Origin of the sequence: Pseudomonas azerbaijanorientalis (assembly GCF_019139795.1) — a bacterium.
Classification (GTDB): domain Bacteria; phylum Pseudomonadota; class Gammaproteobacteria; order Pseudomonadales; family Pseudomonadaceae; genus Aquipseudomonas; species Aquipseudomonas laurylsulfatiphila.
The window spans coordinates 693,015-717,387 of the sequence record NZ_CP077078.1; the positions used below are offsets into that span (position 1 = coordinate 693,015).

The 24,373-nt window shown below is 61.5% G+C and carries 22 protein-coding genes; 13 read left to right on the forward strand and 9 right to left on the reverse strand.

Annotated features, from left to right (window positions below; all coding sequences use genetic code 11):
- The first annotated feature begins 2 nt into the window (after positions 1 to 2).
- Both parC and KSS91_RS03030 read left to right on the forward strand, forming a co-directional pair.
- The gene (gene parC, locus KSS91_RS03025; RefSeq protein WP_015093214.1) at positions 3 to 2,270 is read left to right on the forward strand and encodes a DNA topoisomerase IV subunit A; all 2,268 of its coding nucleotides are present in this window, start codon (positions 3 to 5) and stop codon (positions 2,268 to 2,270) included.
- A gap of 175 nt (positions 2,271 to 2,445) precedes the next feature.
- Positions 2,446 to 3,159, forward strand: coding sequence for a PqiC family protein (locus tag KSS91_RS03030; RefSeq protein ID WP_217837022.1), 714 nt, complete (start codon positions 2,446 to 2,448; stop codon positions 3,157 to 3,159).
- 260 nt (positions 3,160 to 3,419) lie between these two features.
- On the opposite strand, the gene KSS91_RS03035 is transcribed toward KSS91_RS03030, so the two are convergent.
- Positions 3,420 to 4,937, reverse strand: a complete 1,518-nt coding sequence (locus KSS91_RS03035) for an AhpA/YtjB family protein (protein ID WP_217837023.1) — start codon at positions 4,935 to 4,937, stop codon at positions 3,420 to 3,422.
- Positions 4,938 to 5,072: 135 nt separating this feature from the next.
- Here KSS91_RS03035 and serB point away from each other — a divergent pair, with 135 nt between their 5' ends.
- Complete coding sequence (gene serB / locus KSS91_RS03040) at positions 5,073 to 6,287, forward strand: phosphoserine phosphatase SerB (RefSeq protein WP_057395688.1); 1,215 nt, start codon at positions 5,073 to 5,075, stop codon at positions 6,285 to 6,287.
- Between the two features lie 127 nt (positions 6,288 to 6,414).
- Here the strand turns inward: serB and asd are convergent, their stop codons facing one another.
- From asd to KSS91_RS03055, 3 genes are read right to left on the reverse strand one after another with little or no spacing between them, the layout of a single operon-like run.
- Entirely contained in the window at positions 6,415 to 7,275 is an 861-nt protein-coding gene (asd, locus tag KSS91_RS03045) for an archaetidylserine decarboxylase (RefSeq protein ID WP_015093217.1), read from the reverse strand.
- Between the two features lie 18 nt (positions 7,276 to 7,293).
- Positions 7,294 to 8,109 carry a rhodanese-like domain-containing protein gene (locus tag KSS91_RS03050; RefSeq protein WP_217837024.1) on the reverse strand — a complete coding sequence of 272 codons (816 nt, stop codon included), beginning with the start codon at positions 8,107 to 8,109 and terminating at the stop codon, positions 7,294 to 7,296.
- Between the two features lie 42 nt (positions 8,110 to 8,151).
- A complete protein-coding gene (locus tag KSS91_RS03055; RefSeq protein WP_217837025.1) occupies positions 8,152 to 9,690 on the reverse strand; it encodes an HDOD domain-containing protein in 1,539 nt (512 codons plus the stop codon).
- 167 nt (positions 9,691 to 9,857) lie between these two features.
- Between KSS91_RS03055 and motA the strand changes: the two genes are divergently transcribed.
- Both motA and motB read left to right on the forward strand, forming a co-directional pair.
- Positions 9,858 to 10,709: a flagellar motor stator protein MotA gene (motA, locus tag KSS91_RS03060; protein ID WP_015093220.1), complete on the forward strand. Its 852-nt coding sequence runs from the start codon at positions 9,858 to 9,860 to the stop codon at positions 10,707 to 10,709.
- 3 nt (positions 10,710 to 10,712) lie between these two features.
- Entirely contained in the window at positions 10,713 to 11,759 is a 1,047-nt protein-coding gene (gene motB / locus KSS91_RS03065; protein ID WP_217837026.1) for a flagellar motor protein MotB, read from the forward strand.
- A 238-nt stretch (positions 11,760 to 11,997) separates the two neighbouring features.
- Here motB and KSS91_RS03070 read toward each other — a convergent pair whose 3' ends face one another.
- The 4 genes from KSS91_RS03070 to rsgA all read right to left on the reverse strand — a co-directional run bounded on the left by KSS91_RS03070 (position 11,998) and on the right by rsgA (position 15,087).
- Positions 11,998 to 12,489 carry a toll/interleukin-1 receptor domain-containing protein gene (locus tag KSS91_RS03070; protein WP_015093222.1) on the reverse strand — a complete coding sequence of 164 codons (492 nt, stop codon included), beginning with the start codon at positions 12,487 to 12,489 and terminating at the stop codon, positions 11,998 to 12,000.
- A complete protein-coding gene (locus KSS91_RS03075; RefSeq protein ID WP_217837027.1) occupies positions 12,489 to 13,448 on the reverse strand; it encodes a caspase family protein in 960 nt (319 codons plus the stop codon). Before KSS91_RS03075 ends, KSS91_RS03070 begins: the two co-directional genes overlap by 1 nt.
- 2 nt (positions 13,449 to 13,450) lie before the next feature.
- Positions 13,451 to 13,858, reverse strand: a complete 408-nt coding sequence (locus tag KSS91_RS03080; protein WP_007978807.1) for a TIR domain-containing protein — start codon at positions 13,856 to 13,858, stop codon at positions 13,451 to 13,453.
- Positions 13,859 to 14,055: 197 nt separating this feature from the next.
- Positions 14,056 to 15,087, reverse strand: a complete 1,032-nt coding sequence (rsgA, locus tag KSS91_RS03085) for a small ribosomal subunit biogenesis GTPase RsgA (protein WP_015093224.1) — start codon at positions 15,085 to 15,087, stop codon at positions 14,056 to 14,058.
- A 106-nt stretch (positions 15,088 to 15,193) separates the two neighbouring features.
- Here rsgA and orn point away from each other — a divergent pair, with 106 nt between their 5' ends.
- A complete protein-coding gene (gene orn, locus KSS91_RS03090) occupies positions 15,194 to 15,736 on the forward strand; it encodes an oligoribonuclease (RefSeq protein WP_007995036.1) in 543 nt (180 codons plus the stop codon).
- Between the two features lie 185 nt (positions 15,737 to 15,921).
- Entirely contained in the window at positions 15,922 to 16,533 is a 612-nt protein-coding gene (locus KSS91_RS03095; RefSeq protein WP_217837028.1) for a trimeric intracellular cation channel family protein, read from the forward strand.
- Between the two features lie 87 nt (positions 16,534 to 16,620).
- Here KSS91_RS03095 and queG read toward each other — a convergent pair whose 3' ends face one another.
- Entirely contained in the window at positions 16,621 to 17,685 is a 1,065-nt protein-coding gene (gene queG, locus KSS91_RS03100; protein WP_217837029.1) for a tRNA epoxyqueuosine(34) reductase QueG, read from the reverse strand.
- Positions 17,686 to 17,748: 63 nt separating this feature from the next.
- Here queG and KSS91_RS03105 point away from each other — a divergent pair, with 63 nt between their 5' ends.
- From KSS91_RS03105 to hfq, 6 genes are all read left to right on the forward strand, one after another.
- A complete protein-coding gene (locus KSS91_RS03105) occupies positions 17,749 to 19,248 on the forward strand; it encodes an NAD(P)H-hydrate dehydratase (protein ID WP_217837030.1) in 1,500 nt (499 codons plus the stop codon).
- On the forward strand, positions 19,236 to 19,706 hold the full coding sequence (gene tsaE, locus KSS91_RS03110; protein ID WP_007973252.1) for a tRNA (adenosine(37)-N6)-threonylcarbamoyltransferase complex ATPase subunit type 1 TsaE: 471 nt from the start codon (positions 19,236 to 19,238) through the stop codon (positions 19,704 to 19,706). Before KSS91_RS03105 ends, tsaE begins: the two co-directional genes overlap by 13 nt.
- Positions 19,707 to 21,137, forward strand: coding sequence for an N-acetylmuramoyl-L-alanine amidase (locus tag KSS91_RS03115; protein ID WP_041474769.1), 1,431 nt, complete (start codon positions 19,707 to 19,709; stop codon positions 21,135 to 21,137).
- Positions 21,134 to 23,044 carry a DNA mismatch repair endonuclease MutL gene (gene mutL / locus KSS91_RS03120; protein ID WP_437179726.1) on the forward strand — a complete coding sequence of 637 codons (1,911 nt, stop codon included), beginning with the start codon at positions 21,134 to 21,136 and terminating at the stop codon, positions 23,042 to 23,044. Before KSS91_RS03115 ends, mutL begins: the two co-directional genes overlap by 4 nt.
- Positions 23,044 to 24,015, forward strand: coding sequence for a tRNA (adenosine(37)-N6)-dimethylallyltransferase MiaA (miaA, locus tag KSS91_RS03125; protein ID WP_015093229.1), 972 nt, complete (start codon positions 23,044 to 23,046; stop codon positions 24,013 to 24,015). Before mutL ends, miaA begins: the two co-directional genes overlap by 1 nt.
- 93 nt (positions 24,016 to 24,108) lie before the next feature.
- Positions 24,109 to 24,369: an RNA chaperone Hfq gene (gene hfq, locus KSS91_RS03130; protein WP_003221112.1), complete on the forward strand. Its 261-nt coding sequence runs from the start codon at positions 24,109 to 24,111 to the stop codon at positions 24,367 to 24,369.
- Positions 24,370 to 24,373 lie beyond the last annotated feature (4 nt).

Genomic DNA, 24,373 nt, shown 5'->3' on the forward strand with positions numbered 1-24,373 from the left:
GCATGAGCGACTCCCTTGATCTCAGCCTGGACGGTGTAGAACGCCGGTCACTGGCTGACTTCACCGAAAATGCCTACCTCAACTACTCCATGTACGTGATCATGGACCGTGCCTTGCCGCATATCGGCGACGGTCTGAAACCGGTACAGCGGCGTATCGTCTACGCCATGAGCGAGCTGGGGCTGGACGCCGATTCCAAGCATAAGAAATCGGCGCGTACCGTCGGTGACGTGCTCGGTAAATTCCACCCCCACGGCGACTCGGCCTGCTACGAAGCCATGGTGCTGATGGCCCAGCCGTTCAGCTACCGCTACACGCTGGTCGACGGCCAGGGCAACTGGGGTGCGCCGGATGATCCCAAGTCCTTCGCCGCCATGCGTTACACCGAAGCGCGGCTGTCGCGTTATTCCGAGGTGCTGCTCAGCGAGCTGGGCCAGGGCACGGCGGACTGGGGGCCGAACTTCGACGGCACGCTGGACGAGCCGCTGGTCCTGCCGGCCCGTTTGCCGAACATCCTGCTCAACGGCACCACCGGCATCGCCGTGGGCATGGCCACCGACGTGCCGCCGCACAACCTGCGCGAAGTCGCCACGGCGTGCGTGCGTTTGCTCGATGAGCCCAAGGCCACGGTCGAACAGCTCTGCGAACACATCCAGGGCCCGGATTACCCGACCGAAGCGGAAATCATCACCCCGCGCGCCGACCTGCTGAAAATCTACGAAACCGGTCGCGGCTCGGTGCGCATGCGCGCCGTGTATCACATCGAAGACGGCGACATCATCGTCACCGCGTTGCCACATCAGGTCTCGGGCGCCAAGGTGCTGGAGCAGATCGCCGCGATGATGCAGGCCAAGCCGTCCAAGGCCCCGCAAATCGCCGACCTGCGCGACGAATCCGATCACGAAAACCCGTGCCGGATCGTGATCATTCCGGGGGCGCGCAAAAACTTCGACCACGATGCCTTGATGCAACACCTGTTCGCCAGCACCGAGCTGGAGTCGAGCTACCGGGTCAACATCAACATCATCGGTCTGGACGGCAAGCCGCAGCTGAAAAATCTGCGCGCGCTGCTGGTCGAATGGCTGGAGTTCCGGGTGCAGACCGTGCGTCGTCGCCTGCAATTCCGCCTCGACAAGGTTGAGCGTCGCCTGCACCTGTTGGACGGTTTGCTGATTGCCTACCTCAACCTGGATGAAGTGATCCACATCATCCGTACCGAGGAACAGCCACGGGCCAAACTGATCGAACGCTTCGCCCTGAGCGAGATCCAGGCCGACTACATCCTCGACACCCGTTTGCGTCAGCTGGCGCGACTGGAAGAGATGAAGCTGCGTGCCGAGCAGGATGAACTGCTCAAGGAACAAGCCAAGCTGCAAGCCCTGCTGAGCAGCGAAGCCAAGTTGAAGAAACTGGTGCGCACCGAGCTGATCAAGGACGCCGAAACCTACGGCGACGACCGTCGTTCGCCGATTGTCGAGCGCGCCGAGGCCAAGGCCCTGACCGAACATGATCTGCTGCCGAACGAGAAAGTGACGGTCGTACTGTCGGAAAAGGGCTGGATTCGTTCCGCCAAAGGCCACGAGATCGATGCCACCGGGCTTTCCTACAAGGCCGGGGACGGTTTCAAGGCGCTGGCCGCCGGGCGCTCCAACCAGTTTGCCGTGTTTATCGACTCCACCGGTCGCAGTTATTCGGTAGCGGCCCATACCTTGCCGTCGGCCCGTGGCCAGGGCGAACCGCTGACCGGTCGCCTGACGCCGCCGCCGGGAGCGAGTTTCGAATGCGTGCTGATGCCCGAGGACGACGCGCTGTACGTGATCGCCTCCGACGCCGGCTACGGTTTCGTGGTCAAGGGCGAGGACCTGCAAGCCAAGAACAAGGCGGGCAAGGCCCTGTTGAGCCTGCCGAACAACGCCAAGGTCATGCTGCCGCGCCCTGTGGCCGATCGTGAGCAGAACTGGCTGGCATCGGTGACGACCGAAGGTCGCCTGTTGATCTTCAAGATCAGCGACCTGCCACAATTAGGTAAAGGCAAAGGCAACAAGATCATCGGGATTCCCGGTGAGCGAGTGGCCAGTCGCGAAGAGTATGTGACGGACATCGCCGTATTGCCGGACGGTGCAACATTGGTGTTGCAGGCCGGGAAACGTACCTTGTCACTGAAAGCGGACGACCTCGAACACTACAAGGGTGAACGTGGCCGTCGTGGCAACAAACTGCCGCGTGGCTTCCAGCGGGTAGATGCGCTGCTCGTCGAAAACCTCAATTAGGCGACATAGAAGCGCCGAACTACGAATTAACCCGTAGTTCGGCGCTTTGCGCTGGAGTCGGAACGCATATTCACGGATGATATGGCCTTTCAAGCGCCGGCACTGCCGCGCGTTATTCATATTTATTGAGTATTTTCACTGTGATCAGCCTTTTATTGATCACCTGGATGGGACGATGACTGCTCTGCGCCTTCCTTTTATTCTTATGCTCGCCGGCATTCTTGGCCTGGCGGGTTGCAGCGTTCACCAACCGGTGTCGTTGTATCAGCTGGACGCTGGAAACCCTGTTCAGCCTGCACAGAACGCGGGCATGGCGGTATTGTTGGGTCCGGTCACCGTGGCCGACTACCTGCAGCGCGAAACCCTGTTGCAGCGTCAGCCGGATGGCAGCTTGCAAGCATCGACCGACGGTCGTTGGGCCGGCAGCCTTTCGTCGGATATCGATCAATTGCTGCTGCGTCAGGTCGCAGGTCACCTGGACAGCCAGCGCGTAGTGCTCGCCCCGGCAACATTGGGGTTCACCCCGGACGTTCAGGTGCTGCTGACCATCACGCGACTGGATTCGGGTGCAAAACAACCGGCGATCCTCGATGCGCAATGGCGCCTGATCGACCGTCGCGGGCAGGTCCGCGACAACCGCATCATCCATTTGCAGGAACAGCATGCCGGTAGTACGGCGGCTCAGGTCCAGGCACAGGGCGTGTTGTTGCAACGCCTGGCCGAGCAACTGTCGGTGGCGCTCAAGCCGCTGGCCAATCAGCCACCAATCGCCGAAGTCCCGCGTAAAGCGCCAGCCAAGGCGGCTGCACCTGCGGTAGAACAGGAAAAGCAGCCGAAGATCCCGATGGCCGCGCCTATTCGTACGGATATGGAAGTGTTCCGCTTCTAAGCCAGAGCTGAAGCTGTTCCCTCAATAAAGCCCGCCTTGTGCGGGCTTTATTGTTTCTGCCGGCTGGCGATCTCTAGTGTGGCTGGTGGCCTCATCGCGAGCAGGCTCGCTCCCACAGGGGATCTTCAGTGAGCACTCCGTTGTGGTAAACCCGGATCAATTGTGGGAGCGAGCCTGCTCGCGAAGGCGTAGGTGCAGACAACAAAAAAGCCCGCAGACGATCACTCATCTGCGGGCTTCATCGTGGCCGGGCCTAAGGTTTAAGCCCGGCGCTCGTGCATTCGCGCCAGTTGCCGCTCAAGCATCGATGGATACGGCTCCATCAACCGTTCCACGCAGCATGCACCTTCAGGGCTGGCAATCGGGCGGATCCGTGCGCGCTGACGGATCAAGGCGTCGTCACTGATCTTGCGTTCCACCAGCAGCAGGTTGCGACTGTGTTGCGACAGGGCCAGGGCGTCCTGGGCAGGGTCGGTCAGCAGCAGGTCGATCTGGCTCAGGCCAAACAGTTCGTCGCCCAGGGTCAGGCCCAGCTGCAATTGCAGGGTGATGCCGCTGTCCGCGACTTCGATCTGCAACTGGTGGCCCAGGGCCCGCAGCAGCTCGCCACAGCAAATGGCGTTGGTCAGGTAATCGTCGCCGCTGTCTTCAGTGTGGAACAGCATCAGCGTGCTGCCATCGTTCAAGGTCTCCACTTCGCCTTGATACAGCGATGCGGCCTGGTCGAGGCAATCGCGATAACGCTCCAGCAGTTCTTCAAGACGCGCCCGCGGCAGGCGGCGCAGTTGCTCCTGGGAACCCAGTTGCACCGCCAGTACCGCGCTGTGTTGCGGCACGCTCGGCGTAGCCTTGCGAATCACCGGTTGCGGGGTGCTGTCCAGCGACTCGTCGCGCAGGTCGGCGAACGGGTCTTCGTCATCGTCGTCTTCGACGGTGCTGACGATCTGCCGTGGCGCTGGCTTGAGCGCCGCTACCGGGCGGCTCTCGTCGAAACTCGGATCGCGCAGGTTACGGACTTCGAAGGCCGGGTCGGCCTCGTCATCGGCCTCGTCGAATTCCGGCTCCGGTTCCGGCACAGGGGCGGGCTCCGGGGCGAAGTTGGCGTGCAGCTGACGCGCCAGGTCGCCGATTTCGTCCTGGCGGTCGGTGGCCGGGGTGTATTCATCGATATTGCGCAGCCACACCCGCAATTGCAGCAGGGGCGTTGAGAGATACCGCCCCATGCGCAGGCTCAGGGCCAGGGACAGGGCCAGCAGGATGGCGCTGAGGATGCCCATGCTTTGCAGGCTGATGGTCATCGGCTGCTGGAATTGGTCCATGTCCAGACTGATGCGCAATTGCCCGGCGGTCACGTCCTGGAAGGTGATCTTGCTCTGGTACATGCCTTCGGCTTCGCCCAGCAGGCCATGCTTGGGACGCTGGCCGGATTCGGCAAGGATGCGGTTGTCCGGACTGTAGATGGCGGCGTGGGCCACCAGCTTGTTCTTGGTCAGGTTATTGAGCAGCACATTGAGGCTGAGGATGTCGTTGGACACCAACAGCTCCGTGGCCGAAGTGGCCGTCTGCGTCGTCAGGCTTTCGCCCAGCGCATCCGCCTGCTCATGCATGGCCTGCTTGAATTGCAGGCCCATCACGCCGGCATAGATGACCAGGGCCAGGGCGACCAGGATCACGTTATGGCTGGCGATGCGCAATGCAATCGGTACACGGCGGTGGCGCAGTGCCCGGAAGATCAGCAGGAAGAAGTTATCGGTTTTTACTGGCGTAGGCCGGTTCACTTGAGCTCGGCTCTTTTGTCCGTGAAGTTGACGCGCAGTATAGCGACAGGCCCTAGACCGTCAAAGCGCTCACGGTGCCCGATGGTCACTGAAAGTGGGTAGAATGCGGTTTTTTTCCACCTGCGGGGGTGCGCCTTGCGCGAAATCGTCCTGATAAACATCACGGGAGTCGACCGTCCGGGTCTGACTGCGGCCATTACCGGCGTTCTGGCCCAGGGTGGTGTGAACATTCTCGACATCGGTCAGGCGGTGATCCACGACACCTTGTCGTTCGGCATCCTGGTTGAAATTCCCGACACCGAGCAAGGCAAGTCCGTGCTCAAGGACATCTTGTTCAAGGGCTACGAGCTCGATCAACAGGTGCGTTTCACACCGGTGTCCGAACAGGATTACCAGCAGTGGGTCGGCAACCAGGGCAAAAAGCGCCACATCGTGACCCTGTTGACCCGCAAGGTGACAGCCGGGCAGTTGCAGGCCGTGAGTTCGATCACCGCCAAATATGGCCTGAACATTGACCACATCGATCGTCTGTCCGGGCGCATGCCACTGGACACTCCGGCCGACAAGGGCAAGGGCTGCATCGAGTTTTCCGTGCGTGGCGAGGCGGCTGATCCGCAGGCGCTGCGGGCCGAATTCCTCAGCGTCGCCCAGGAACTGAACGTCGACATCGCCTTCCAGGAAGATTCGCTGTTCCGTCGCAACCGTCGCCTGGCGGTGTTCGACATGGACTCGACCCTGATCGAAGCCGAAGTGATCGACGAACTGGCCAAGGCGGCTGGCGTGGGTGACAAGGTTTCGGAAATTACCGAGCGGGCAATGGCCGGCGAACTGGATTTTCGCGCCAGCTTCAAGGAGCGCCTGGCCTTGCTCAAAGGTCTGGACGTCAATGTGCTGGATTCCATCGGTGCTTCGTTGCGCCTGACCGAAGGCGCGGAAACCCTGTTCGCCGAACTCAAGCGCCTGGGCTACAAGACCGCGATCCTGTCGGGCGGCTTCACCTACTTCGCCAAGCAACTGCAGGCCAAGCTGGGGATCGACTACGTGTTTGCCAACGAACTGGAAGTGGTCGACGGCAAAGTCACCGGCGTAGCGGTCGAGCCGATTGTCGATGCGCAGCGCAAGGCGGATCTGCTGAAGGAACTGGCACACAAGGAAGGCTTGCGCCTGGAGCAGACCATTGCGGTCGGTGACGGTGCCAATGACTTGCCGATGCTGGCGATTGCCGGGTTGGGCGTAGCGTTCCGCGCCAAGCCGCTGGTCAAGCAGTCGGCCAAGCAGGCCATTTCGACGCTGGGCCTGGATGGCGTGCTGTACCTGCTGGGCTTCCGCGATCGCGACGGACAGCTGTAACGCGCAAACCCACTGTAGGAGCGAGCCTGCTCGCGATGAACCTGAGAGCGACGCGGGCATTCAGAATGCCCGCGTCATCGTTAACGCCCATCGCGAGCAAGCTCGCTCCTACAGGTATGTGCGTTGATCAGGCCTTTGGCGAACCCATGCCCTGACCCATCTGCACCGCTGTGCCGGCAGTCATTTCTTCAGCCCACTTCACCTGATCCGGCCCGAACAGCACGACGGCGGTCGAACCCAGCTTGAAGCGTCCCAGTTCCGCACCTTTTTCCAGATGGATCGGCGCGCGAGCGGCTTCGTCGTAGCGGAAGGTTTTCAGCTCGCGTTTCGGCGGCGTGACCAGGCCGGCCCAGACGGTTTCAATCGAAGCCACGATCATCGCGCCCACCAGCACCACGGCCATCGGCCCGCGCTCGGTGTCGAAAATGCACGCCACGCGCTCGTTGCGGGCGAACAGTTCCGGAACGTTTTCAGCGGTGGTCTGGTTGACCGAGAACAGACGGCCCGGGATGTAGACCATCTCGCGCAGGGTGCCGGCCAGCGGCATGTGCACGCGGTGGTAGTCCTTCGGCGACAGGTAGATGGTCGCGAAGTCACCGCCCATGAACGGCGCAGCATTCGCCGCATCGCCACCCAACAGTTCCAGCACGCTGAAACTGTGGCCCTTGGCCTGGAATACACGGCCGTGCTCGATCGGGCCGAGCTGGCTGATCGCGCCGTCGGCCGGGCAGAGGATCGCGCCCGGAGTTTCGTCCAACGGACGGGCACCGTCTTTCAGTGCGCGGGTGAAGAACGCGTTGAAGTGCTCGTAGGCAGTCAGGTCTTCGACCAGCGCCTGGGACATGTCCACCTGATAGCGCTTGGCGAACCAGGCGGTAAAGGCATTCTTGAACCAGCGCACGCGGCATTCGGCGATGCAGCCGGCCAGTCGCGAGAGCAAGTTGTGGGGCAGCAGGTACTGGCCGAGGAGAAACAGACGCTTGTTCATTAACAGTCCTTAAAAATCTTAAATTTCTACCGGGGTATCGGGATGGTTGCCCCATTCGCCCCAAGAGCCGGCGTAGCCCTTGACCCGCGGATAACCGAGGGACTTGGCCACCAGATAGGTGAAGCCAGAACGGTGGTGGGTCTGGCAGTGGGTAATCACTTCTTTGTCTTTGCTGATCCCGAGTTTTTCGAGGATCTGCGGCATGTCGGTGCGGATGCGCAGCTGGCGTGCCCGATCCATGCCGGAGGTCCATTCGAAATTGACCGCGCCGGGAATGTGCCCGCCCTTGGCCGCCAGGACTTTCTCGCCGGAATACTCCAGCGGCCCGCGTGCGTCCCAGATGGCCAGGTCGGCAGCGCCGAGCCGGCTTTGCAGGTATTCGCGGGTGGCGGTAGGTTCATCGTGCAAGGTCAGAGAAACCGGGCCACCCACGGCTGGGGGGATCTGGATCGACATGGGCAAACCTTCTGCCAGCCAGGCCGTCAGGCCGCCGTCGACATAGTGGTACTTGCTGTGGCCGATGACATCCAGCAGCCAGATGAAGCGTCCAGCCCAACCGCCGCCTTCGTCGTCATACACCACGTATACCGCATCGGGATTGTGTCCCAACTCGCCAAACAGCGTTTCGAGCGCTGCCTGCGGGGGCATCAATCCCGGGGCGGGGGCCTGCCCCAGTTGCGTGCGTTTCGGATCGACAAAGCGCGCGCCGGGAATGTGTCCCTCGGCGTAGCGGGCGGGACTGGTCAAGTCCACCAGAATCAGTTCGCGGGCGTCGAGGCGAGGGAGCAAGTCGCTCGGCTCGATCACCAGCGGCAAGCCAGAGAAGTCAGACATGTGAGGTCTCCAGAGCACAAAAGGGAGGATTGTAGCGCAGCCTTATTGGCCGCGGTGGCTAAAGCTGTGCAGGGCTTTTTCGATGCACTGCGCGGTTTTGCCGAAGGCCTGTACGGAAATTTCCGAAAACGGCCCGCCGCCCTGGTCCGCCACGACGATCATGATCACCCGGCCATTATTGACCAGCGAGCGCAGCAGCAGGTGTTCGCCGCTGAACTGCGAACGCAGGCTGTTGGGCAGCAGGGCCGAGAATTGCGCGTTGTTGGTCGGCGTCAGGCGGACCTGGGCCTGTTGCGCGAGCAGGCGTTGCAACACGTTGCTCTGGCTGACCACGAAGTTCAGCCCGGCTGCCTCCTTCGCCAGGCCGGCCGTCTGGTGCACACGAAGGTTGGCATGGGTACGGTCGGCCATCAGGATCATCACCCTACGCATGCCGCAGGCCACGAGGGCGTCCCGGGCGGCGATGGTCAAGTGCATGGCGTTGGTGAAGCGACTCGGCTCGACCAGCAATTCGGCGCATTGCTTGCGCCATTTCGCCAGATCTTCGGCAGTGGGTGCCGCGGCTGGTAGCAAACCTGCGTGGACACGGTTCATGCCCCACGGCCAGATCAGCGATTCGGCGGGGTGCCAGAGGTCGGGCATGGCGTGATGGCGCGCGCTGTTGGCGGCTTGCTGGTGCAGTTGTTGTTGCACCTCATCCATTGGCATTTGCAGGTAAAGGCTGGTCAGGTACTGCCAGCGTTCACTGTGCGGGCTGTCCCAGGCGTGTTGTGCCGACAGCGCCAGACCGTTGGCCAGCAGCACCGTATTGGCCGGTTGATTGAGCCAGCGGCGCAGGGTCGGATCGTCATCGAGGCGGTTCTGCTGGCGCAACGGGTGCTTGCTGTCTCGGGCGATGCGCAGGACTTTCACCAGCTCCCGCTGCTCGGTGAGCAATAGTCGATAGCCCTGTTGCACCCAGATCGGCAAGCGCCAGACCTCCACCAGCGCCTGGCCGATGTCCAGCAGGCGTACGCCAAACAGTTGCATTTCGACTTTACGTGCCGACTCACCTTTATGGATGACCCGCAGTTCCCAGTCTTCGAGCAGTTTTGGATGGGTCAGCGCCAAAGGCCACAGGGGCGAAAGAAACAGCAGGCTACCCCAGTGGATGTCCTGCCACAGGCGCGCCAGGCGACTGGCAAAAAAACCATTGGCCTGTTGCGTGGCGTGCTGGCTGATCATCTGCAGCTGACGCAAGGCTTTGGGGATTTCGGACTGGGGTTCGGCGGGCAGGCGAGCGAGCAGCTCTTCGGCGCGCTTCAAGCCGAGGCGATTGATCGCGATCTCGAGGTTTTCCGCCGGCTCGACCATGCCGCCGTGGGTGTGCCGGTTGGCTTCGCGAATCACGCTCAAGGCCAGGGCGGGGCTGCCTTGCATGAGGTCGGCGATATCGCGCAGCGAGCTGCGATTGTCGCGGATGGCCTTGCAGACCCGGTCGTAGCTGGCTTGCGGAACCGGCAGGCGCACGCCATCTAGCAGCTTGACCCAGCCTTCGAGCGTCGTCGGTTTTGGTGTTGGAACGTTCGTTTCGTTAACCATGGTGGGAGGCGATCATCGTCAACAATACCTGTGCCCGGAAGGGGTCAAATTAGCTTTTCGCCTGAACTGGCTATAGTCTGGCGCAGTTTTGCCGATAAGTAGAAGAAGAGATTTTTTAACTTCCGAATATGACCTTGAACCCGACTCAGTAAGTGCTCTCCTAACCTATGGCTAAAATTATCGGCATCATCGTCGTATTCGCGAGCGTGCTCGGCGGATACGTGCTTTCCCACGGCAAGATTGCCGCCCTGATCCAGCCTTTCGAGGTCATGATCATCGGTGGTGCAGCCCTCGGCGCCTTCTTGCAGGCCAACCCCGGCTACATGACGATGCACGTGCTCAAGAAGTCCCTGAGCATGTTCAGTTCGCGTTTCAACCACGCCTTTTACCTTGAAGTGCTGGGCCTGATCTACGAGATCCTCAACAAGAGCCGCCGCGAAGGCATGATGGCCATCGAAGGCGACATCGAAGATGCCGCCGCGAGCCCGATCTTCGCCAAGTACCCGACGGTCCTCAAGGACGAACGCATGACCGCGTTCATCTGTGATTACCTGCGCATCATGTCCTCCGGCAACATGGCCCCGCACGAGCTTGAAGGCCTGTTCGACATGGAGCTGTTCAGCCTAAAGGAAGACCTGGAGCACCCATCCCACGCGGTCAACGGCATCGCCGACGCCATGCCCGGTTTCGGTATCGTCGCGGCGGTACTGGGTATCGTGGTGACCATGGCCTCGCTGGGTGAGGGCGACCAGAAGTCCATCGGCCTGCACGTCGGTGCGGCACTGGTCGGTACCTTCTTCGGTATTCTCGCCGCCTACGGTTTCTTTGGCCCGCTGGCCCATTCCCTGGCCCACGATGCCAAGGAAGAGCTGAACGTCTACGAAGCCATCAAGGCCTCGCTGGTGGCTTCGGCTTCCGGCATGCCGCCATCGCTGGCCGTAGAGTTCGGGCGCAAGGTCCTGTACCCGGCGCACCGTCCAAGCTTCGCCGAGCTGGAACAAGCGGTTCGCGGTCGTTAAGTTATGGAAAATAATCAGCCGATAATCATCAAGCGCGTCAAGCGCATCGCTGGCGGGCATCACGGGGGCGCGTGGAAAATCGCCTTCGCCGACTTCGCCACGGCGATGATGGCGTTCTTCCTGGTGTTGTGGCTGCTGTCCACCGCCACGCCGGAACAGAAGATCGCCATCGCCGGTTACTTCAAGGACCCGATCGGCTTTTCCGAAAGCGGCACGCCGTACATCATCGATCTGGGCGGCACGCCGACCCTGGCGCCGGAAAACACCCTCAACCCCGAGGTGAAGTCCCAGCCGCAGCCGGACAAGGTCACCATCGATACCGACCAGGTCGAAGGCATGGCCGAGCAGGTCGAAAAAGAGCGCCTCGAGTTGTTGCTGCAGGAACTGCAGAACAAGGTCGAAGAAAACCCGCAGATGCAGAAGTTCAAGGACCAGATCCTGTTCGAAATCACTCAGGACGGCCTGCGTATCCAGATCATGGACGCGGAAAATCGCCCGATGTTCGACTCGGGCTCAGCTCGCTTGAAACCGTATTTCGAAGACATCCTGTTGGCCATGGCCGACACCATCAAGGCGGTGCCGAACAAGATCAGCATCAGCGGCCACACCGATGCCAAGCCATACACCGGCACCGGTGATTTCGGTAACTGGGAACTCTCGGCCAACCGTGCCAACGCCGCACGGCGTGCGCTGGTAGCGGGCAGCTATCCGGATGCACAGGTGGCGCGCGTGGTCGGTTATGCCTCGTCGGCGTTGTTCGATCGCGAGCATCCTTTCAACCCGGTCAACCGCCGTATCGACATCGTGGTGCTGACCAAGAAAGCCCAGCGGGCCATCGAAGGCTCGCAAGGCGCGGAGCCTGCTCCCGATGCGCCGCAAGGTTCGGCTGCACCAGGCGCAGCACCGACCGCACCGGTCGACCCGAACGCGTTGCCGGCGGACAAGGAACCACTGCCGGCCCACGAACTGCGCGAGCGTCTGAATCTGTTTGATGATCCGGCGCCGAAACCGGGTGAGCCAGCCAAACCGGCTGAACCGCCCAAGCAGTGACCGACAAAAAAGCCGACAGTGATGTCGGCTTTTTTGTGCGGCTTTCACTGGTTTGGAGGCCGCCAGGGGGCACGATCCCCTGTAGGAGCCCGCTTGCTGGCGATGGTCGTCAACGATAACGCGTGCTGTCTGAATCCACTCGGCGTACTGGAGTCCATCGCCAGCAAGCTGGCTCCTACAGATGATGGGTGAGAGAAATCCCGACCGGTCAAGAGGACGGATCGGGGAGCAGAGTGACTCAGAAGCCGCGGATGATTCGGGACTTAAGGTCGGAGTGGAAGCGATCCGCATTGGACTTGTTGACGCTGCGCACCGACTCGCTACCGGTCACCGAATCCAGTGCCATCGAGCGCTTGAGCGTCGCTTCGTTGCGATAGGCATCGATAAAGAAGTCGATGTCCCGGTCGCTGGTCAGCTTCGGCCATTTGTCCAGGTACAGCGGCAGCTCGGTCGGGCCGGTCTTGAACGAGCAGATGCGTCGGTTGGTGATGGTTGCCTCGCCGATTTCGAACGGCACCCACCAGGACAGCGCGGTTTTCTCCGAGACTACTGCCAGCAGGTGCGTGCATTCGCTGATGTTGCGGGTAATCACCCCGGTGATGTCGTCGGTGGTCTGGGATTCGGCATCCAGCACATCGAGGTAGGTCTTGATATTGGCCTGGATCAGGCGCCCGTTGATTTTGACCGCGTGGGCGCGGTCCATGTGGCGGTAGCTGATAAACACTGGCATCAGAAATGTCCCTTGATCGCGAGTTCGCGGTAATAGGCGCCGAGGGCGGTGAGGCGGCAGCCGGTGGAGTGGATGGCGGCGTAGTACATATGCTCGGCGTCCACCGGTTCGATGAGGCTGTGACGGTTGCACTTTTGCAACTGGGCGAAGACGTCGCCGTGCTCCGGGTTGAATTCAGGTTCGGTGGGCTCAAAGCTGGGGGCGAGGGGGTACACCGACTCCGCTTCGGCAAACCATTCGGGGAGTTTGCGCAGGATCTCCTTGGAGATCAGCGGCGACACTTCGCGCAGGGAAATGAACTGCGAGACGTTGGTCTTGAACACCGGGCGCTGTTCCCAGGCGTCGAGGGCATTGTCGACAAACGAATAGAGGCTGCCGGGTGTGATCTTGCCCAGGATGTTCGCTGCTCCGCCGTGCAGGGCCTGGAGCAATAGTCCGGTGAACACGCCGTGTTGCCCGCCCTCCATCGCCGGCTCTTCCTTTTTGCAGGCAGTCAGAATGGTCATGCCCTCGCCGACCACGCTGCCCTCACTGCGCAAGGCGCGCAGTTCGCCGGCCGAGCCGCTCTGGCAACAATCGAGGATGATCACTTTGTTTTTGATCTTCGTGGCCTTGCTCGCCCAGTTGAGAATGTCACTGAGGCGAATCCCGTCCTTGGCGCTCTTGTAATCCTGCGGGATCAACATGCCTTCGTCGGTGTCGGTGTCGAAGCTGCCGTGGCCGGCGAAATACAGCAGCGCGACATTGCAGTCCCCGGAAAACAGTTCGCGGATCTGGTCTTCGAGCTTTTCCCGGCTCAGGTAGTCCTCGGCGGAGGTCAGCACGATGTTCTTGAAGTTCGGATCGCCATTGGCGTCGGTCTTCAGCACGGAAGCCATGGCCATGGCGTCATTGCTGCAACCGCTCAGTCGCGAAACGTGGGTGTAGTCGTTGATGCCGATAAACAGTCCCTTGCGCATGGTTACACCGCCGTATGCTGGCGAATTGCGCTGATGATGCTGTTGGTGTTCCAGGCACACTCGGCATGTGCCGCCTCACGTACTACCGTGGAAATCCGCTCGGCGCCGAACGGTTTGATCGCAATGATCACCTTGCCCATGCGCTTGGCGATCTCGATTTCCTTGTTGATCCACTTGCTGTAGGTGGAGTACATCCCGGCCATGATCAATACCGCCGAACACGGACGGATCTTGTTTTCGATGGCCTCCTCAAGCTGTTTGTCGGTTTTCGCGCCGACAATCGGGTTGTCCGGTGGCACCGAAAAATTCTTGTAGGTGAAACCGGGCTTGGCGTTGAGCAGGCGCACGAGATTGTCGTGGGCGTCGGAGTAGTTCCATGAGTGGCTGATGAACAGATGGTAGGTTTGCATGGGTGTCCCTCGGTGTCGCTGGAGTGCGAAGAGGGTTTGAAACTAGGCGATTACAGGGCGGCTACAAGAGGTCGGCGCGGAAAGAGAAATGCCCTACAAGCGAGCGTGCGCACGTCTTACAGAAAGGTCTGACGTTTAAGCGGGGGAAGATCCAGCCGCCGACCACCCCGCGTAAGCCGGGCGGTCGGCACGTCTGTTTAGTAGCCGTTTTCCGGCAGGCTGGCGATGATCGAGCGGTAGCTGTTCATCCGTTGCTGCTGCACGCGGCCATCTTCAAGGGCCTTGAGCAGGGCGCAACCGGGTTCGCGGTCATGCTTGCAGTCGCGGAAGCGGCAGGTGCCCAGCAGGTCGTTGAACTCGATGAAGCCGGCTTCGACGTCGGCACGGCTGACGTGACCCAGGCCGAATTCGCGGATTCCCGGGGAGTCAATCAATTCACCGCCGCCGGGGAAGTGGAACAACCGCGCGGTGGTGGTGGTGTGGGTGCCCTGGCCGGACAGCTCGGACAGCGGGCCGACGCGGGTTTCGACATCCGGCAGCAGGCTGTTGACCAGCGACGACTTGCCGACACCGGACTGGCCGACGAACACGCTGATGCGTCCGTCCAGTTGCGCCTGCAACTGCTCCATACCATTACCGTGATGCGCCGACACTTCCAGCACCGGGTAACCGAGGGTGCGGTATACGGCGAGCAAGGCATTCAGCGCAGGGGCGTTGTTTTCGTCGATCAAGTCGAATTTGTTCAGCAGCAGCAGCGGCTTGATGCCCGCATGTTCGGCCGCCACCAGGTAGCGGTCGATCAGGTTGGCGTGGGGCTCGGGCAGCGGTGCAAACACGATGACGATCATGTCGACGTTGGCCGCCACCGGCTTGAGCTGACCACGGCTGTCCGGGCGGCACAGCTCGGTGTTGCGCGGCAGTTGCGCCACGATCACACCGATGCCCTGGTTGCCGGCGCGCCACACCACCTGATCACCGGTCACCAGCGCCGGCAGGTTCGCGCGCAGGTGGCAACGGAACACCTGGCCGGCCAGTTCGCCGTCGCGGGCCTCGACCTCGACCTGCACACCGAAGTGCGCGATCACCAGGCCGTGCTGTTCCGGGCCCAGATCGCCGCCCTCAAGTGCCTCGACAGCCGAGGACTCGCGTTTGGCGGCGCGGGCAGCGCGTTCGCCCTGAATCTTTTCGATGCGCCAGTTTTGGCGGCGATTGAGTTGGCGTTTGGCCATGGGTGTTCCGTATAAAGAATGCAGCGATTAGGTAAAACGGCCGCGAGTTTAGCACGCCCGGCCACCGGCCTAGGCTAAACTGCGCAGCATTGCTTAGGAGCCGAACATGCAAAATCCGCAGAACCTGATCTGGATCGACCTGGAAATGACCGGTCTGAACCCTGATACCGACGTCATTATCGAAATGGCCACCATCGTCACCGACAGTGACCTGAACACCCTGGCCGAAGGCCCGGTGATCGCCATTCACCACAGCGACGAAATCCTCGCCGGCATGGACGAGTGGAACACCCGTCAGCATGGTGGTTCCGGGCTGACCCAGCGGGTTCGCGATAGCCGTATCAGCATGGCCGAAGCCGAAGCCGAAACCATCGCCTTCCTGGAGAAGTGGGTGCCGAAGGGCAAATCGCCGATCTGCGGCAACAGCATTTGCCAGGACCGTCGCTTCCTTTATACCCACATGAAATCCCTGGAAAGCTATTTCCACTACCGCAACCTCGACGTGTCCACGCTCAAAGAGCTGGCGGCGCGCTGGGCACCGGACGTGCGTGACAGCTTCAAGAAGGGCAGCACCCACCTGGCGCTGGACGACATCCGCGAATCCATCGCCGAGTTGCAGCACTACCGCAAGCATTTCATCAAGTTCTAGTTCACGGTCGTCCGCTCCGGCCCCATCGCGAGCAAGCTCGCTCCCACAGGTACATCGCCGCCCCTTTGGGAGCGAGCTTGCTCGCGATGGCGTAGGCACAGTCGCCACCAGTGGTCTGGTAGCGCCCTCTTTTGGTGCTTGGGCGAAGTGGGTAGACTGCGCGCCTTTTCGCAAGGACCGCCACCATGTTGCTGATGCTCTACCTGATCGCCATCATCGCCGAAGCCATGACCGGCGCCCTGTCTGCCGGGCGTCGTGGCATGGACTGGTTTGGCGTGGTGCTGATCGCTTGCGTCACGGCGTTGGGAGGCGGCTCGGTGCGCGATGTGCTGCTCGGGCATTACCCGCTGACGTGGGTCAAACACCCGGAATACCTGGTGCTGACCACGGCTGCGGCAATGATTACCGTGTTCACGGCACGCTGGATGCGGCATTTGCGTTCACTGTTTCTGGTGCTCGATGCCATGGGACTGGTGGCCTTTACCCTGATCGGCTGCATCACCGCCCTGGAAATGGGCCATGGCATGTTGGTCGCGTCGGTCAGCGGCGTGATCACCGGAGTATTTGGCGGCATCCTGCGGGACATTTTCTGCAACGATATTCCGCTGATCTTCCGGCGTGAGCTGTATGCCAGCGTCTCGTTTGCGGCGGCGTGGTGCTACATGCTTTGTCTATACCTGAACTTGCCTGGGGAGCAGGCGATTCTGATCACCTTGTTCGGCGGTTTCCTGTTGCGCTTGTTGGCGATCCGTTTTCACTGGGAAATGCCCAAGTTCGTCTACAACGACGAGGCTTGACGCCCCGATCCCCTGTAGGAGCTGCCGCAGGCTGCGATCTTTTGATCTTAAAGATCAAGATCAAAAGATCGCAGCCTGCGGCAGCTCCTACACGAGGCCGTGTTGTTTCAGGGCCCACTCGACGTGTTCGCGGACCAGTTCGGACGGATGCTCGCGCCGCGCTTTCAACGCCTCCAGCACCGGGATCGTCGAAGGCGCATTGCCCAGGCCTACCGCCAGGTTGCGCAACCAGTTTTCGTAACCGGTCCGACGCAGCGGCGAGCCTTCGGTGCTGCTCAGGAATTTCTCCTCATCCCACATGAACAGTTCCGCCAGTTCGGCGTTATCCAGGTTGTGCCGCGGCTTGAAGTCGCTTTCACCGGACGGGCGGGCGAAGCGGTTCCAGGGGCAGACAATCTGGCAATCATCGCAACCGAACACCCGATTGCCGATCAGCGGCCGCAGGTCTTGCGGGATCGCGCCTTTGAGTTCGATGGTCAGGTAGGAAATGCAGCGCCGGGCATCCAGCACGTAAGGGCCGACGAAGGCATTGGTCGGACAGATGTCGAGGCAGGCACTGCAGCGACCGCAGTGTTCGGTGGCGTGGGGCGGGTCTACCGGCAGCGGCAAGTCAACGAACAGCTCGGCGAGGAAGAAATAACTGCCTGCCTTGCGATTCAACACCAGGGTGTTTTTGCCAATCCAGCCCAGGCCGGCCTGTTCGGCGATGGCTTTTTCCAGCACAGGTGCACTGTCGACAAAGGCACGGAAACCAAACGGGCCGATTTCTGCCTGAATCTTGTCCGCCAGTTGTTGCACGCGTTTGCGGATCAATTTGTGGTAGTCGCGACCCAGGGCATAACGCGAGACGTAGGCTTTTTCCGGCTGGGCGAGCATTTTCGCCATGTGGGTGTCGCCCGCCAGGTAGTCCATGCGCAGCGAAACCACGCGCAAAGTGCCGGGCACCAGCTCCTCCGGGTGTGAGCGTTTGCTGCCGTGGGCGCCCATGTAGTCCATTTCGCCGTGGTAGCCGGCGGCGAGCCAGCGCTCCAGGTGTTGCTCGTGCTCGCCCAGGTCGAGCCCGCTGATGCCGACTTGTTGAAAGCCCAGCTCGCGGCCCCAGTCCTTGATGGATTGGGCGAGGGCAGGCAGGTCTGTGGTAATAGCAGGCATGAGGCGAGAGAAACCGGAGCTGAGGTGCGTATAATTCTGCCAGACATCGGAGCCCGAAGACGCATGCCGCACACTAAAGATGAATTACCCGACGCGCTGTACAGTGCCGCGCAAGTGCGAGCACTCGACGCGAGCCTGATCGCCGCCGGCACACCGGGCTTCGAATTGATGCAGCGCGCGGCGCGGGCGACGTGGCGCGCGCTGGTGCGGCAATGGCCGACAGCGAATGAACTGACCGTACTCACCGGCCATGGCAACAACGCCGGGGACGGGTATCTGGTGGCCGTGTTGGCCCTGCGCGCAGGCTGGTCTGTCCGGGTATTGGCGGTGGGAGACCCGCAGCGCCTGCAGGGGGACGCGGCCTTGGCACATGCCGAGGCGGTGTCTGAAAAAGTGCTCATCGAGCCCTGGACCGCACAATCCGGATTGCGCGGCATCGTCCTGGATGCTTTGCTTGGCACCGGACTGAGCGGCGAGGTGCGTGAGCCGTATGCCGGTGCCGTCGCCGCGATCAATATGAGCGGGCTGCCGGTCGCGGCGGTGGATATTCCTTCAGGGCTGTGCGCCGATACCGGTCGTATCCTCGGCGTGGCGGTGCAGGCCGACCTGACAGTGACCTTCATCGGCTTGAAATTGGGATTGTTCACCGGGGAGGCGGCCGATGTGGTCGGCGAACTGCTGTTCAACGACTTGCACGCAGACCCACAGTTGATAGACGGCGCTGCTTTCACTGCCCGTCGCCTGAGCGCAGCTAATCTGCCGCGTCCAGCAGCGCGGGCGCCGGCTTCCCACAAAGGCAGATTCGGCCATGTGTTGCTGATCGGCGGCGATCGCGGGTTGGGTGGCGCGATTCTACTGAGCGCGCAAAGTGCGCTGCGCAGCGGTGCGGGCATGGTGTCGGTGGCGACCCGCAGCGAACATGTCGCGGCCGCACTGGCGCGGATCCCCGAGGCGATGGTGCTGGGCACTTCCTCGGCCAATCAGCTGATGAATTTGCTGCAAAAGGTTTCCGTGCTGGTTGTCGGTCCGGGGCTGGGGCAAGCGGGTTGGGGGCGCAGCTTGTTGTCGGCCGCCGCTAATGCACCGTTGCCGCAAGTCTGGGACGCCGATGCGCTGAACCTGCTGGCCGAGGAGCGTGTGAGTTTGCCCAGGGATTGCGTGATCACTCCGCATCCGGGCGAAGCGGCGCGTTTGCTCGGAATGAGTACGGCGCAGGTTCAAGCCGACCGGCCGGCAGCGGCCCATGCATTGAGCAAGAAATATTCGGCGGTCGCGGTGCTCAAGGGGGCCGGGAGCCTGATCGCCAGTCCCGACGGACGGCTGGCCGTCTGTCATCAGGGCCACCCGGCGATGGCTACTGCCGGTCTGGGCGATGTACTGGCCGGTTTGCTCGGTGCATTGCTGGCCCAGGGCATGGAACCCTTCGACGCGGCCTGCCTGGCGGTCTGGCTGCACGCCAATGCCGGCGAGCAACAAGGAAAATTCGGCCGTGGGCTGGCGGCCAGTGATCTGATTCCAGCCATTCGTCAGTTGTTGGAGGAGCAAGCACCGTGTCTGAAGTAACCCTGTACCTGGCCGATGAGCAGGCCATGAGCGACTTTGGCGCACGCATTGCCCGAATCACCCAAGGCCATGGCCTGATCTTCCTCGAGGGCAACCTGGGGATGGGCAAAACCACGTTGTCCCGAGGCATTATCCGCGGCCTGGGGCATGTCGGGGCAGTAAAAAGTCCGACCTTCACCCTGGTTGAGCCCTACGAGATTGGCGACATTCGCGCCTTCCATTTCGATTTGTACCGTCTGGTCGATCCGGAAGAGCTGGAGTTCCTCGGTATCCGCGACTATTTCGAAGACGATGCCCTGTGTCTGATCGAGTGGCCCGACAAAGGTGCAGGCTTTTTGCCAAAGCCGGACCTGACCATTACCATTAGCCCGCAAGACAGCGGGCGTTCGCTGAAAATTTTATCCCAGGGTTCGCGTGGCGAGGCCTGGTGTGCCGCTTTGGCATTGGAATCCAAATAAATGATGGGGTTAGGTATGCGCTTTCGCGCGTTGGTTGCTGCCGTAGGGGTGTTGTTTCTGGCGGTGACCGTCGACGCTGTGGCCGATTCGAAGGTCAACAGTGTTCGTCTGTGGCGGGCACCGGACAACACACGTCTGGTTTTTGACCTGACCGGCCCGGTGCAACACAGCGTCTTCACCCTGACCGCGCCGGATCGCCTGGTCATCGACATCAATGGTGCGACCCTCGGTGCGCCACTCAACGTCAACACGTCGAATACTCCGATTACCGCCATGCGCTCGGCTCAACGCACGCCGACCGACCTGCGGGTGGTCATCGATCTGAAAAAGGCGGTGACACCAAAAAGCTTTTCCCTGGCGCCGAACGCCCAGTACGGCAACCGCTTGGTGGTCGATCTGTTCGATAACGCCGCGGATGCCGCGCCTCCCCCAGCGCCGACACCAACTGTGGCCACGATGCCCGCCGTGCCGGTCACGCCTGTGGAGCCTGCAATCAAACTGCCGCCGGCCCCGGCCGGCAAACGCGACATCATCGTGGTGATCGACGCCGGACACGGTGGCGAAGACCCGGGCGCATCGGGTTCTCGCGGTCAGCGAGAGAAAGACGTGGTGTTGCAGATCGCCCGCGAATTGCAACGCCAGATCAACGGCATGAAAGGTTTCCGCGCCGAACTGACCCGTACCGGCGATTACTTCATTCCTTTGCGCGGCCGTACCGAAATTGCCCGCAAGAAAGGCGCCGACCTGTTCGTCTCGATCCATGCCGACGCCGCGCCTTCTACCGCCGCTTTCGGTGCCTCGGTATTTGCCCTGTCTGATCGTGGTGCGACCTCGGAGACGGCCCGCTGGCTGGCTGACAGCGAAAACCGTTCCGACCTGATCGGTGGTGCGGGCAACGTCAGCCTCGATGACAAGGACCGCATGCTCGCCGGCGTGCTGCTCGACCTGTCGATGACGGCATCCCTGACGTCCAGCCTGAACGTTGGCCAGAAGGTGCTGAGCAACATTGGCCGGGTCACGCCTCTGCACAAGCAGCGGGTCGAGCAGGCCGGGTTCATGGTGCTGAAGTCGCCGGATATTCCGTCGATCCTGGTGGAAACCGGATTTATCTCCAACGCCAACGAAGCCTCGAAACTGGCCGCGTCTGGCCACCAGCAGGCGCTGGCGCGTTCTATCAGCAGTGGCGTGCGCCAGTTCTTCCAGCAGAACCCGCCGCCGGGCACTTACATTGCCTGGCTGCGCGACTCCGGCAAGATCGTGCAGGGGCCACGTGACCACCGCGTCAACCCGGGCGAGACCCTGGCGATGATCGCCGTGCGTTATCAGGTGTCGCCCGCGGCCCTGCGCAGTGCCAACAACCTGTCGAGCGATGAGCTCAAGGTCGGTCAGCACCTGACCATTCCGGGCACTGAACTGGCGGCCAAAGAATGAATCAGGTCGTGAACAGCGGCGCTCGCATCGAGCTGCTCAGCCCGCGACTGGCGAACCAGATTGCCGCCGGTGAGGTGGTCGAACGCCCGGCTTCGGTGATCAAGGAGCTGCTGGAAAACAGCCTCGACTCCGGTGCCAGGCGCATCGACGTCGATGTGGAGCAGGGCGGCGTCAAATTGCTGCGGGTGCGCGACGACGGTAGCGGCATTTCCGCCGATGACCTGCCGCTGGCGCTGGCCCGTCACGCCACCAGCAAGATTCGCAACTTGGAAGACCTCGAGCAGGTCATGAGCCTGGGCTTTCGCGGTGAGGCCCTGGCATCGATCAGCTCCGTCGCGCGCCTGACCCTGACCTCCCGCACCCGCGACGCCGATCAGGCCTGGCAGGTCGAGACCGAAGGCCGTGACATGGCACCCCGCGTGCAGCCTGCGGCGCATCCGGTGGGCACCTCGGTTGAAGTGCGCGACCTGTTCTTCAACACGCCGGCACGACGCAAGTTTCTCAAGACCGAAAAAACCGAATTCGATCACCTGCAGGAAGTCATCAGGCGTCTGGCCCTGGCGCGCTTCGATGTGGCGTTCCATCTACGCCACAACGGCAAGACCATCCTCAGCCTGCACGAGGCCCATGATGATGCGGCCCGTGCCCGGCGCGTGGCGGCGATTTGCGGGCCGGGCTTCCTGGAACAGGCCCTGCCGATCGAAATCGAGCGCAACGGCCTGCATCTATGGGGCTGGGTCGGTCTGCCGACCTTCAACCGCAGCCAGGCCGACTTGCAGTATTTCTTCGTCAATGGCCGTGCCGTGCGCGACAAGCTGGTGGCCCACGCGGTACGCCAGGCCTATCGCGACGTGCTGTTCAACGGTCGGCACCCGACCTTCGTGCTGTTTTTCGAAGTCGATCCGACCGGGGTCGACGTCAATGTGCACCCGACCAAACACGAAGTGCGCTTCCGTGAAGGGCGCATGGTTCACGATTTCCTCTACGGTACCTTGCACCGTGCCTTGGGCGATGTGCGCCCCGATGATCATCTGGTGGCACCGGTTGCCACGGCCATCGTCCGGCCTACCGGCCTCGAAGCCGGTGAATTCGGGCCCCAGGGCGAAATGCGCCTGGCCGCCAATGCCCTGCTGGAACAGCCTCAGGCCCAGCCGTCGCTCAATGCACCGGCAGGTTCGGGTGCTGGCGCGGGTTATCAGTATCAATACACGCCGCGCCCGCAGTCCGGTGTTCCTGTCGCTGAAGCGCAGGCCGCCTACCGCGAGTTTTTTGCGCCGCTGCCCGAGGCCAATGCCGTCGCGCTACCGGCCGGGCAGGACGACATCCCGCCGCTGGGTTATGCGTTGGCCCAACTCAAGGGCATCTACATCCTTTCGGAAAACGCCCAGGGCCTGGTGCTGGTGGACATGCACGCTGCCCACGAGCGGATCATGTATGAGCGACTGAAGGTGGCGATGGCCAGCGAGGGCCTGAGTGGTCAGCCGTTGCTGGTGCCGGAGTCCCTGGCCGTCAGTCAGCGTGAAGCCGATTGCGCCGAGGAGCATGTCGCCTGGTTCCAGCGCCTGGGCTTTGAGTTGCAGCGCCTGGGCCCGGAAACCCTGGCCATCCGGCAGATTCCGGCACTGCTCAAGCAGGCCGAAGCCAACCGGCTGGTCGCGGACGTCCTGGCGGATCTGATGGAGTTCGGCACCAGCGACCGCATTCAGGCGCACCTGAACGAGTTGCTCGGGACCATGGCCTGCCACGGTGCGGTTCGGGCGAACCGGCGTCTGGCCCTGCCGGAAATGAATGCCCTGCTGCGTGACATGGAAAACACCGAGCGCAGCGGTCAATGCAACCATGGCCGACCGACTTGGACCCAACTGGGCCTGGACGATCTGGACAAACTGTTCTTGCGCGGTCGTTGATGAGCCAGCTCCCACCTGCGATTTTCCTGATGGGCCCGACCGCCGCCGGCAAGACCGACCTGGCCATTGAACTCACCAAGGTCCTGCCTTGCGAGTTGATCAGCGTCGATTCGGCGCTGGTCTACCGTGGCATGGACATCGGCACCGCCAAGCCTTCCAAAGAGCTGCTGGCACAATATCCGCACCGTCTGATCGATATTCTCGACCCGGCCGAGAGCTATTCGGCTGCGGATTTCCGCCGTGACGCCCTGCAAGCCATGGCCGAGATCACCGCGCGCGGAAAAATTCCGCTGCTGGTAGGCGGTACGATGCTCTATTACAAGGCTTTGGTTGAAGGCCTGGCGCAGATGCCGGCCGCCGACCCGCAAGTGCGCGCACAGATCGAGGAAGAGGCTGCACGCCTTGGCTGGCAAGCCCTGCACGACCAGTTGGCAGTGATCGACCCGGTTTCTGCCGCGCGTATTCATCCGAACGATCCGCAGCGTCTGAGTCGAGCACTGGAAGTTTATCGGGTAAGCGGTCAGAGCATGACTGCGCTACGCTTGCAACAATCTGCGCAAAGTACCGAAGCAGCCGCTTCGGGACAGCAACAATTGCCCTATACTGTCGCGAACTTGGCTATTGCCCCGGCAAATCGTCAGGTACTGCACGAGCGAATTAAACAAAGATTCACTTTAATGTTGGAACAGGGATTCATTGACGAGGTCGTAGCCCTGCGTAATAGAGGTGACCTGCATGCCGGGATGCCGTCTATACGTGCAGTAGGCTACCGCCAAGTCTGGGACTACCTGGATGGCAAGCTGACGTCAGCCGAGATGCAGGAGCGTGGAATCATTGCCACGCGCCAATTGGCGAAACGCCAGTTCACCTGGCTGCGCAGTTGGACTGACCTGCATTGGCTGGACAGTCTGGATTGCGACAATCTGCCGCGCGCCTTGAAATACCTGGGGACCATCTCCATATTGAGCTGAGTCCTTGCAATTGCCGTCTATCCTTGGGGGTGTGGCGGCTAAAGCCATCTGTTTACCTATTTTTTATATTGAATCCTTAAAGGAGTGCGGCACATGTCAAAAGGGCATTCGCTACAAGACCCTTACTTGAATACTTTACGTAAAGAGAAAGTTGGGGTGTCCATCTACCTGGTCAACGGTATCAAACTGCAAGGAACGATCGAGTCGTTCGACCAGTTCGTCATCCTGCTGAAAAACACCGTAAGCCAGATGGTCTACAAGCACGCTATCTCTACAGTGGTACCGGTGCGTCCAATTCGTCTGCCTAGCGCAACCGAATCCGATGCAGGTGACGCTGAGCCAGGTAACGCCTGATAGG